Source organism: Avibacterium paragallinarum, from assembly GCF_900450705.1.
Taxonomy (GTDB): domain Bacteria; phylum Pseudomonadota; class Gammaproteobacteria; order Enterobacterales; family Pasteurellaceae; genus Avibacterium; species Avibacterium paragallinarum.
The window spans coordinates 643,189-655,580 of sequence record NZ_UGHK01000001.1 but is presented as its reverse complement, the minus strand read 5'-3'; the positions used below and the strand labels follow the sequence as shown (position 1 = coordinate 655,580).

Here is a 12,392-nt window from a genome sequence, read left to right as displayed (position 1 = left end):
AAATCGTAGTTAAACATAGAAGGAGGAAAAAATGAAACCTAAAATTGTTATCGCCTTAGGCGGGAATGCCTTATTAAAACGAGGGCAAAATATTTCTTATAAAAATCAGCTAGACAATATAAAAATAGCAGCGAGAGTCATTGGAAAATTAGCACAAAAATACCAAATTGCTATTGTACATGGTAATGGTCCTCAAGTGGGCTTACTATCTCTACAAAATGAATCTTTCCAAGAAGAATCAAATTTCCCATTAAATAATTTAGTTGCTCAAACACAAGGAATGATTGCAACAGTTTTAACTCAAGAATTGCGTAAAATTGTTAGTGAACCTATTCTATCTTTTCTTACTCATGTTGAAGTAAAACAAAATGATTTTGCATTTTTAGAACCAACAAAATTTATTGGTGCTGCTTATTCACATCAAGAAGGAAACAAATTAGCGAGTAAATATGGTTGGAAACTCAAACAAGATGGGCAATATTATCGCCGCGTTGTAGCATCCCCCCAACCAATGTCAATCATAGAACATCAAGCTATAGAACTTGCATTACAAAATGGTTATCTTGTTATTTGTTGCGGTGGTGGAGGCATTCCAGTAACAAAACAAGAAGGCTCATTAACAAATATAGACTGCGTTATTGATAAAGATTCGACAGCAGCTCTATTAGCCCAACAAATTCAAGCAGATTATTTTATAATTCTTACTGATGGTGATGGAATTTATTTAAACTGGGGAAAAGAAAACCAACAGAAACTCGATCACATCACTATCGAGGAACTTTCAAACTATAAATTTGATAAAGGCTCAATGCAACCTAAAGTTGATGCAATTATCCGTTATCTTTCCCATCGTAAACAAGGTATAGGCATTATTGCAGATTTACATTTAGCACTAGAAGCGATTAAAGGGCAAGCTGGAACAAGAATTACTGCTAAATAAACTTAATGAGGGGCAATAAAAAGAAAGATATTGCTCCATTTTCCTCTTTTCCCTCTTTCCTCTAGCAATTACACCTTATACCCCCTAAAATACGCAACATTAAGAATGAACATAAAAAAGTTAGGTATCTAATGGGTTTAGATGATAAAAATAACCAGCATACGCCAATGATGCAGCAATATCTGAAATTAAAAGCTGAAAATCCAGAAACACTTTTGTTCTATCGAATGGGGGATTTTTATGAATTATTTTATGATGATGCAAAGAAAGCGGCTAAATTGCTCGATATTTCATTAACCAAGAGGGGGAAATCAGCGGGGCAATTAATTCCTATGGCGGGTGTGCCTTACCACGCTGTAGAGGGGTATTTAGCTAAGCTGGTTCAACTTGGGGAAAGTGTGGCAATCTGTGAGCAAGTGGGCGATCCTACGACTGCGAAAGGCCCTGTTGAACGCCAAATTGTCCGCATTGTTACACCAGGGACGATCAGCGATGAAGCCTTGTTGCCAGAGCGTCAAGATAACCTCATCGCCGCAGTTTACCAAGAAAAGGAAAAATTCGGCTTAGCCACGTTAGATATGACCTCAGGGCGTTTTCAAATCAGTGAACTCAACACGAAAGAAAGCCTACAAGCGGAGTTACAACGCATTCAGCCTGCGGAATTGCTGTATTGTGAAGATTTTGAAGATCGCTATTTGATCGAAAATGCAAAAGGGCTACGCCGCCGCCCGATTTGGGAATTTGAACTCAAAACTGCCATTGAGCAACTTAATCGCCAATTTGGCACACAGGATTTACGAGGCTTTGGGGTTGAAAAAGCCATTATCGGGCTTTGTGCAGCGGGCTGTTTATTGCAATATGCACGGGAAACCCAGCGTACCGCCTTGCCTCACATTCAAAGCATTAGCTTATTGCAAAATAGCGATAATATTCAATTAGATGCAGCCACCCGCCGCAATCTTGAGCTAACCCAAAATCTCGCGGGCGGAACGGAACACACCCTCGCCGCCGTGCTTGATCGTTGTGTTACGCCGATGGGTAGTCGCTTGCTGAAACGCTGGATTCACCAGCCGATCCGCGATCGCAAAAAATTAACCCAACGCCAACAAAGCATTCAGCAAATTTTGCAACAAGATCTCGTTGCAGAATTGCAACCGCTGTTACAACAAGTGGGCGATATGGAACGCATTTTGGCGCGTGTTGCGTTGCGTTCGGCACGCCCTCGCGATCTTACTCGGTTACGCACAGCATTGGAGCAAATCCCTGCCATTCAACATTATCTAACGCAAAAAACCTCGTCAGAACTGACCGCACTTTCAAACCAGCTAGCGGATTTTTCCCCGCAGTTAGATTTGCTGCAACGAGCGATTATCGACAACCCGCCCCTTTTAATTCGCGACGGCGGCGTGATTGCCACGGGATTCAATGCAGAGCTTGATGAATGGCGTTCGCTTTCTGATGGGGTGACCCGTTATTTGGAAGAGTTGGAGCAACGCGAGCGGGAAAAAACGGGCATCGACAGCCTGAAAATCGGCTTTAATGCCGTCCACGGTTATTATTTACAAATTCCGCAAGGGCAGGCACATAAAGCCCCGATTCATTATGTTCGCCGCCAAACGCTCAAAAATGCAGAGCGTTACATCATTCCCGAATTAAAAACCTATGAAGACAAAGTGCTGAAAGCGAAAGGGGCGGCTCTTGCGTTAGAAAAGCAACTGTATGATGAAATCTTCGATGAATTATTACCGCACTTAGGGGCGTTGCAGCTTGCTAGCCTTGCTTTGTCGGAGCTAGATGTCCTCACCAATTTGGCAGAGCGTGCCGATAGCCTCAATTATGTCGCTCCGCAATTTAGCGATCAGGTCGGGCTAAACATCGAAAACGGTCGCCACCCAGTGGTGGAACAGGTGACAAAAACGCCGTTTATTGCCAACCCCGTTCATCTCAACCCTGAACGGCACTTATTGATTATTACGGGCCCGAATATGGGGGGAAAAAGCACCTATATGCGTCAAACGGCGTTGATCACGCTAATGGCGTATATGGGATCATTCGTGCCAGCAGAACAGGCTATTATTGGCCCTGTGGATCGCATTTTCACCCGTATCGGTGCTTCCGATGATTTGGCATCAGGACGCTCGACATTTATGGTAGAAATGACCGAAATGGCAAATATTTTGCACCAAGCCACCGACCACAGTTTAGTGCTGATTGACGAAATTGGACGCGGCACGTCCACTTATGACGGGCTTTCCCTCGCTTGGGCTTGTGCGGAATGGCTCGCTCAGAAAGTGCGTTCGCTCACCTTATTTGCCACCCATTATTTTGAACTCACCGTGCTACCAGAGCAGCTTTCAGGTGTTGCCAACGTACATCTTGACGCGGTGGAACACAACGACACCATCGCCTTTATGCACGCCGTGCAAGAGGGGGCAGCGAGCAAAAGTTACGGGCTGGCAGTCGCCGCCTTAGCGGGCGTGCCAAAATCCGTGATCAAGCTGGCAAAACAAAAATTGACCCAATTAGAAAAACTCTCACAAAAAACACCGCACTTAACCACACCGCCCGCCCAGCAAATGCAAGGGGAATTGCATTTAATGGAAGCGGAAGAAAATCAAAGTGCGGTGCTAAAAATGCTCGAAAATCTTGATCCTGATGAAATGACCCCAAAACAAGCCTTGGCGTATTTGTATCAGTTAAAGAAAATGGTGTAAAAGAAAAGCCTCTGTTTTTAAATAGAGGCTTAAACCATTAATCTTAGTAATATATGATTATTTTAAGTTAGTCGTATTTACGCATCTTCACTCAAAAAACCACCGCTTTGGTGATGCCAGAGTTTGGCGTAAAGTCCATTTTGAGCAAGCAATTCATTGTGCGTGCCTTGTTCCACAATATGGCCTTTATCCAATACGATTAAGCGATCCATTGCGGCAATGGTAGAAAGGCGGTGGGCAATCGCAATAACCGTTTTGCCTTCCATCATTTTATCTAGGCTTTCTTGAATCGCCACTTCCACTTCTGAATCCAGTGCACTAGTGGCTTCGTCTAACAACAGAATTGGTGCATCTTTTAGCATTACTCGAGCAATGGCGATACGCTGACGTTGTCCTCCAGAAAGCTTCACACCACGCTCACCAACGTGAGCCTCATAGCCTGTTCGGCCTTCTGAGTCGCTCAAATAAGGAATAAATTCTGATGCTTCAGCACGCTGTGCGGCGGAGATCATTTCTTCATCGCTGGCAGTTGGGCGACCATAAATAATGTTTTCACGCACAGAACGGTGTAGCAATGAAGTATCTTGCGTCACTAAGCCAATTTGGCTGCGTAAACTTTCTTGCGTAACATCACACACATTCTGCCCATCAATAGTGATCTCACCCTGATTAGCTTCATAAAAACGCAAGAGCAAATTTACAATGGTGGATTTCCCCGCCCCCGAACGACCGATCAAGCCCACTTTTTCCCCCGGTTTAATGGTGAGGTTAAAGTGGCTTAACAACGGTTTTTGTGGATCATAAGAAAAAATCACATCATTAAAACGAATTTCCCCCTTGTTCACTTTTAATGGCAAGGCTTGCGGTTTATCCACAATAGTATGCGGTTTGGTGAGTGTGTTCATTCCGTCATTTACCGTGCCGATGTTTTCAAATAAACGTGCGGATTCCCACATAATCCAACGGGAAATAAAATTCACCCGTAATGCCATTGCAATGGCGGTAGCAATCGCCCCTACACCAACGCTGCCTTGCTTCCATAGCACAATGCCAAGGATTGCCGTGCTGAGTGTTAAGGTGATGTTAGTGGCGTAAGTGATGGTATCTAAAGAGGTCGCCAAACGCATTTGGGCGTGTACGGTAACCATAAATTCTTCCATTGAACGCTTGGCGTAACTGGCTTCTCTTGAGCCGTGGGAAAATAACTTCACGGTGGCAATATTAGCGTAAGAATCGGTAATTCGCCCTGTCATTAAAGAACGTGCGTCTGCTTGGCGTTCTGCAGTTTTCGCAAGTTTTGGAATGATAATACGTAAAATCGTGATAAACGCCACAATCCACAAGGCAAAAGGTAGTAAGAACCACGCGTCTAATGCGGCAAGCACAATGCCTGAGGTGATGAAATACACCACAACATAAACCATAATATCCGCAATGGTCAGCACCGTATCACGCACCGCAAGGGCGGTTTGCATCACTTTCGCCGACACGCGTCCTGCAAATTCATCTTGATAAAAACTCAGGCTTTGCCCCAGCATTAAGCGGTGGAAATTCCAACGCAAACGCATTGGAAACACCCCTTGCAAGGTTTGCAAACGCACCGCAGACGCCGTGAATGACCAAAATATGCTAAACACTAACAAGGCTGCCATCGCCAAAAGCCAATGGCCTTTTTCTTGCCATAAGGTAGCTGGCGTGAACTTACCAAGCCAATCCACCACGATCCCCATAAACTGGAACAACACGGCTTCCATCACCCCTGTGCCGACTGTGAGCAACGCAAGTAGCAAAATCCAGCTACGCATTCCTTCCATATTCGACCAAATAAAACGAATTAAGCCTTTTTCTGGCGTTTTTGGGGCTTGTTCTGGATAGGCATTGAGCCGACTTTCAAACCATTCAAAAATTCTGTTAAACATTATTTTTCCTAACGATAAAAAGAAAAGTGTATTTAAGCATAAGAATAAAGTGCGGTGAAAAATAAGAGATTTTTTCACCGCACTTTATTTTGCTGTCCATTCACTTAAAAGCGTAAAGGTATTATAGCGAAAGCCTGATTATTTTTTAACAACTTTATTTAAGAAAGCCGATCTGCTTCATCATTGCGATGACAGAATCAACGGTGATTTGTGCCATCAAATTTTTTTCTTTTAATTTTGTTGCCCAAGGAAGCTCGCTTGAAGGTTTGCCAAATTCTTGCTGTACATTTTGTTCATAAACGGAAACTACTTCAGGCAGATTGTTATAAGGCCCTGTGCGTAATGAGTTATGGTAAGCATATAACCCGATCACAGGTGTGCCTTGTGCTGTCGCAATATGAGCGGGCCCACTATCTGGTGTCAGAACTAAATCAGCTAGCCCAATTAAAGCGGCTAATTCTAGCAATGAGGTTTTTCCACTGGCGTCCACGGGTTGGAAATCGCATAAACTAAGTATTTTTTGAATTATGGCTTGCTCTCGTTCAGAAGATGAACCACATAAAATCACATTGATATTTTGTTGATGAGCAATATTAGCAATTTCCGCATAACGTGCTGGTAACCAATCTTTTTCTGATTTGCTTGAACAAGGGGAAATAAGCAGATTTTTTCTTGTCGGATCAATAAATTGCCTAACGGCGGAAATTTCTTTTTCGCCAATGGCTAAATCCCATTTTGGTGTTTCTACGGGTAAACCTAAATATTCCACAAAAGCCCAAAATCCCGCTAAAACGTGCGGATTAGTTGGCTCATTGATTTTACGATGGGTAAATAACCATTGCCCTTCTCTTGCACGATTTTTGCTAAAGCCGACTTTATAAGTGGCTTTAATGCCTAAGGAAATCATTGAAGCACGCAAGGCGGTTTGCATATTTAATAGCACATCAAAATGCTCGCCACGCAACGTCTTCCATAAAGCTAAAATGCCTTTCCAGCCGTTTTTTTTGTCATAAGGAATAAAGCGAATGCCTTTTACATTTTGCAATAACTGCATTTCTGTTTTGCCCACAATCCAAGTAATTTGGGTATCTTTCCAATAACGCTGAATTTGTTGCACGGCGGATAATGCATTACACACATCACCAATGGCGGAAAGGCGTAAAATGCAAATAGATTTAGGAGGCGTGGAAAAAAGTGTCATAGATTTCCCTTACTTTTTCTGCTTAATCTAGCATTCTTTTTTATTTTCAGTAGAATACTTCCAATGAGTTTATTTTATAAGAAATCTCGCCAATATGCTTGAACTACAACAACAAAATCAATATTTTATTTTCAATTTTGATAGCATTATTACGGATCCAAAAAAATATTTTGATCCTTTATATTGGCAACAACAAAAAAGGATAATTGGTTCAGCATTTGGACGAGGTACTACTTGGTTTATACAAGGTGAAGATATTTTTGGCGTAAACCTTGCACTTCGCCATTATTACCGTGGTGGTTTACTAGGAAAAATTAATAAAGACTCTTATTGCTTTAATAAACTTGAGTTATCCCGTAGTTTTGCTGAATTTCATCTGCTTAATCAACTACATCAAGCAGGACTTCCTGTACCTAAACCTATCGCAGCAAGAATAATCAAGAGCAAAACGGGCCTATACTATACCGCAGATTTACTAACCGAAAAAATTGAAAATGCTCAGGATCTCACTGAATTGCTACAACAACATTCATTATCCAATGAAAATTGGCAACAAATCGGCAAACTTATTCGTCAGCTACATAATCTACAAATTTGCCATACAGATCTTAATGCCCATAATATTTTGCTACAACATTTCGGCACAGCACAACAAAAATATTGGCTATTAGATTTCGATAAATGTGCTGAAAAGAAAGGACATCATTGGAAAATTAAAAATTTAGAACGATTACACCGCTCTTTTCAAAAAGAAACCCAAAAACGGCATATCTTATTTGTCGAACAAAATTGGGTTGCACTTTTAAGTGGATATCAAGCTCCACAATAAGCACATTAATGCAAATCAAAATCTTAATTTGTCAGTATGGAATATGATATTTTATTCATCTTTTTCCTATAAAAATTAAATAAAAACTATTAAAGTGTTTTTATTTAGTATTTTTTCTATTTAAGCTTGTTTTTTTCTATGTTGTATTTAATAATCAACTAAGCGACATTTCTCTGCTATGTATTCATAGTATTTAATTGCTAACACATAAAATAATTTCAAACACACAACATAACGCTTATTTTTGTCGCTAAATTTATTCGTTTTTCATTAGAGAAACAGCATCTATTTATCATCAAATTATAGGAAGTGATTATGACAAAACTCTATGATCATTCATTTGAACGAGAAAACTGTGGGTTTGGCTTGATTGCCAATATTGATGGCGTGCAGAGCCATAAAGTGGTGCGAAACGGGATTTTAGGGCTTTCGCGAATGCAGCATCGGGGGGCGATTTTATCTGATGGCAAAACAGGCGATGGCTGTGGGCTTTCGTTGCAAATGCCTGAAAGTTTTTTCCGTGCTATCGCCGCTGAAAATAACTTCTCTCTTGCCAAAATTTTTGGTGTCGGTCAAATTTTCCTGCCTCGTGATGAAACCCTCGCTCAGCAATACATTGAGATTATCAATCAAGAACTTACCGAAGAAACATTAGGCATTGCCGCTTGGCGTGATGTGCCGACCAATCCTGCAGTACTCGGTTCTATCGCTTTGGCGGATATGCCAACGATCAAGCAAGTGTTTGTCAATGCCCCAAGTGGCTGGCGAGTGCAAGATTTACAACGCCGTTTATTTATTGCCCGCCGCCGTATCGAAAAACGCATTGATCACCCTGATTTTTATATTTGTAGCTTTTCTAACCAAACCATTGTTTATAAAGGGCTGTGTATGCCGAAAGATTTGCCTAAATTCTATTTGGATTTAGCGGATCTCAGAATGCAAACTGCCATTTGTTTATTCCACCAACGCTTTTCAACCAATACCCAACCGCGTTGGAAATTGGCTCAACCCTTCCGCTATCTCGCTCACAATGGAGAAATTAACACCATTTCGGGTAACCGTGCTTGGGCAAGAGCGAGAGCCTATAAATACCGCACGCCATTAATCCCTGATTTGCAAACCGCTGCCCCTTTCGTGAATGAAACGGGATCGGATTCCAGCTCTTTAGATAATATGCTTGAGCTTTTCGTTTGTGGCGGTATGGATTTATTCCGTGCGATGCGATTGCTTGTACCGCCTGCATGGCAGCAAAATCCTGATATGGACGACGATCTGCGTGCCTTTTATGACTTCAACTCAATGCATATGGAGCCTTGGGACGGCCCTGCGGGGATCGTGCTTTCTGACGGGCGTTATGCCGCTTGTAACCTTGACCGCAACGGTCTTCGCCCAGCTCGTTATGTGATTACTGAAGATCGCTTAATCACCATTGCCTCTGAAGTGGGTATTTGGAATTACGCCCCAGATGAAGTGGTAGAAAAAGGGCGTGTAGGCCCAGGGCAGCTGCTGGTTATTGATACGAAAAAGGGGCAAGTGCTGCACTCTGACGAAATTGACAATGAAGTGCGAGCCAGACACCCATACCGCGAATGGCTGAATAAAAACGTGCAACGTCTCATTCCATTTGAACAACTGCCTGAAGATGAAGTGGGCGAAGCCAGCTTTGACGCGGACACGTTAAAATCCTACCAAAAACAATTCCTTTACAATCAAGAAGAGTTGGAAAATGTCATTCGCGTACTCGGTGAAAACGGGCAAGAGCCAGTGGGTTCAATGGGTGATGACACGCCATTTGCCGTATTGAGCGAACGCCCTCGTCTGCTGTTTGATTATTTCCGTCAATATTTTGCTCAGGTAACCAACCCGCCTATCGACCCACTGCGTGAAGCCCACGTTATGAGCCTTGCGACCAGTATTGGGCGTGAAATGAGCGTCTTTTTTGAAGCGGAAGGAATGTCGCATCGGGTGAATTTTAAATCGCCAATTTTGGTCTATTCTGATATGCAACAGATTTTACGCCTGTCAGAAGCCCATTATAAACACCATATTTTAGACGCAACTTATGACCCAAATGAGAGCAATCTCAAACAAGCCATTGAACAACTTTGCGAGCAAGCGAAAAGTGCGGTGCAAAATCAAGCGGTTTTATTGGTGCTTTCGGATCGCAATATCAGCCGTGAAAGACAACCAATCCCAAGTGCGTTGGCAGTGGGGGCATTGCAAACTTGCTTAGTAGAAGCCAACTTACGTTGTGATACCAACATCATCGTAGAAACCGCAGAAGCCCGTAATCCGCATCATTTTGCTGTTCTCATCGGCTTGGGTGCAACGGCGGTTTATCCTTATCTTGCCTATGAAACCCTGTATCAAATGGTACAAAGTGGCAAAATCAATAAGCCAATGCGTGTTGTGGCATCAAATTTCCGCAACGGTATCAATAAAGGCTTGTACAAAATTATGTCGAAAATGGGGATTTCCTGTGTTTCTTCCTACCGCTGTGCCAGACTCTTTGAAGTGGTCGGTTTAAGCTCAGAAATCACCGCACTTTGTTTTCCAAAGATCACCAACCGCATTGAGGGGGCGAGCTTCGCTGATTTAGAACAGCATTTAACCGCTAGTCGCAAAGTGGCGTGGCGTGCTAGCCAAGATTTAGAAATGGGCGGTTTGCTGAAATATAAACCGCAAGGGGAATACCACGCCTACAATCCAGATGTGGTGAACACTTTACAAGCAGCGGTGAACTCTGGCGATTATGAAAAATATCGTCAATTCCGTGATACGGTAAACCAACGCCCAATCACCACCATTCGCGATATGCTTCGCCTAAAAACCGAGCAATGCCAAGCAATTGAAGTGGAAAAAGTCGAACCTGCCGAACAGCTTTACAAACGCTTCGACAGTGCCGCAATGTCCATCGGGGCATTAAGCCCTGAGGCTCACGAGGGCTTAGCGGTGGCAATGAACCGTTTAGGCGGCTATTCTAACTCAGGTGAGGGCGGTGAAGATCCAAAACGCTATGGCACGGAAAAAGTGTCAAAAATCAAACAAGTTGCCTCTGGGCGTTTTGGCGTTACTCCTGCTTACTTAATGAGTGCGGAAGTCATTCAAATTAAAGTGGCTCAAGGGGCAAAACCGGGTGAGGGCGGTCAGCTCCCTGGGGATAAAGTAACCCCATATATCGCTCAGTTGCGTTATTCTGTGCCAGGTTCAACCTTAATTTCACCACCGCCACATCACGATATTTATTCTATCGAAGATTTGGCTCAGCTCATTTTTGACTTAAAACAAGTGAACCCGAGAGCCTTAATTTCCGTGAAATTGGTTTCCTTACCAGGTGTTGGCACGATTGCTACAGGAGTGGCAAAAGCCTATGCGGATCTCATCACCATTGCGGGTTATGACGGTGGTACAGGGGCAAGCCCATTAACTAGCGTGAAATATTGCGGTTCACCTTGGGAGCTAGGGCTAGCCGAAGCCCAACAAGCCTTAGTGGAAAATAACCTCCGCCATAAAGTTCGCTTACAAGTGGACGGTGGATTGAAAACAGGTTTGGACATTGTTAAAGCGGCAATTCTAGGGGCTGAAAGTTTCGGCTTTGGTACAGCACCGATGGTCGCACTGGGCTGCCGTTACTTACGCATTTGCCATCTCAATAACTGTGCAACAGGGATCGCCACTCAAGACGATACTTTACGCAACAAGCATTATCACGGCATTCCAGAAAAAGCGATGAACTACTTCAAATTTATCGCCCAAGATGTGCGTGAAATTTTGGCTCAACTTGGTGTGAGCAAACTCACCGACTTAATCGGTCGCACCGAGTTATTAGAAATTATCGAAGGCAAAACCGCTCAACAACGGGGTTTAGACCTCAGCAAATTGCTCTATTCGCCGAAAGTGCCAGATGGCAGCAGCCGTTATTGTACGCAAGCTAACCCAGCGTTCGATCAAGGCTTACTCAACAAAGCCATTGTGGCACAAAGCCAAAGTGCGTTGGAAAGCGGTTTATCCGCTGAATTAGACTTTGATATCAGCAACCTTGATCGCTCTGTCGGTGCGACCTTATCAGGGCTCATTGCTGAGCGTTATGGCAACCGTGGCAACCCATTACAAACCTTTAACATCAACCTCAACGGTACAGCGGGGCAAAGCTTCGGCGTGTGGCTAGCAGGTTGCGTAAACCTTACCTTAACAGGTGATGCCAATGACTACGTTGGGAAAGGTATGGCTGGTGGTCGCATCGTGATCAAACCACACAGCGGTGTTGCCTTTAAAGCGGAAGAAGCCACCATCGCGGGGAATACTTGCTTATACGGTGCAACGGGCGGGGAACTCTTCGCGTCAGGGCGTGCGGGCGAACGCTTCGCCGTACGAAACTCAGGGGCAACTGCGGTGGTCGAGGGAATTGGTGATAATGGCTGCGAATATATGACGGGCGGCGTGATTACCATTTTAGGTAAAACAGGCATCAATTTTGGTGCAGGTATGACAGGCGGTTTCGCTTATGTGCTTGATACTGATGGAAAATTTAGCAATCGCATTAACCCAGAATTGGTTGAAGGGCTAAGCATTGTGGATCTTGCCACACATCAAGAGCATTTACGCGGATTAATTTACCGCCACGTTGAATTAACCAGAAGTAGTTTAGGGGAACGCATTTTGGCGAATTGGGACGATTATGTGGCACGTTTTGTACTAGTCAAACCCAAAGCCAATGACGTGAATGCACTTTTAGGGCATAAACGCCGTACCGTAAACGAATTAGGTGCTGTTATTCAGTAATGACCCA

6 protein-coding genes are annotated in these 12,392 nt (G+C 43.5%); 4 read left to right on the top strand and 2 right to left on the bottom strand.

The features are described 5' to 3' along the window. Window positions 1-31: 31 nt before the first annotated feature. Entirely contained in the window at window positions 32-940 is a 909-nt protein-coding gene (locus DXZ23_RS03495) for a carbamate kinase (protein WP_017805463.1), read from the top strand. Between the two features lie 131 nt (window positions 941-1,071). Next, a complete protein-coding gene (gene mutS, locus DXZ23_RS03490) occupies window positions 1,072-3,654 on the top strand; it encodes a DNA mismatch repair protein MutS (RefSeq protein ID WP_017805464.1) in 2,583 nt (860 codons plus the stop codon). Window positions 3,655-3,731: 77 nt separating this feature from the next. Here the strand turns inward: mutS and DXZ23_RS03485 are convergent, their stop codons facing one another. Then, complete coding sequence (locus tag DXZ23_RS03485) at window positions 3,732-5,573, bottom strand: ABC transporter ATP-binding protein (RefSeq protein ID WP_017805465.1); 1,842 nt, start codon at window positions 5,571-5,573, stop codon at window positions 3,732-3,734. A 154-nt stretch (window positions 5,574-5,727) separates the two neighbouring features. After that, window positions 5,728-6,774, bottom strand: a complete 1,047-nt coding sequence (locus DXZ23_RS03480) for a glycosyltransferase family 9 protein (protein ID WP_017805466.1) — start codon at window positions 6,772-6,774, stop codon at window positions 5,728-5,730. A 94-nt stretch (window positions 6,775-6,868) separates the two neighbouring features. Between DXZ23_RS03480 and DXZ23_RS03475 the strand changes: the two genes are divergently transcribed. Beyond that, entirely contained in the window at window positions 6,869-7,603 is a 735-nt protein-coding gene (locus DXZ23_RS03475; protein ID WP_017805467.1) for a 3-deoxy-D-manno-octulosonic acid kinase, read from the top strand. 315 nt (window positions 7,604-7,918) lie between these two features. After that, window positions 7,919-12,385: a glutamate synthase large subunit gene (gene gltB / locus DXZ23_RS03470; RefSeq protein WP_035695550.1), complete on the top strand. Its 4,467-nt coding sequence runs from the start codon at window positions 7,919-7,921 to the stop codon at window positions 12,383-12,385. Window positions 12,386-12,392: the final 7 nt, after the last annotated feature.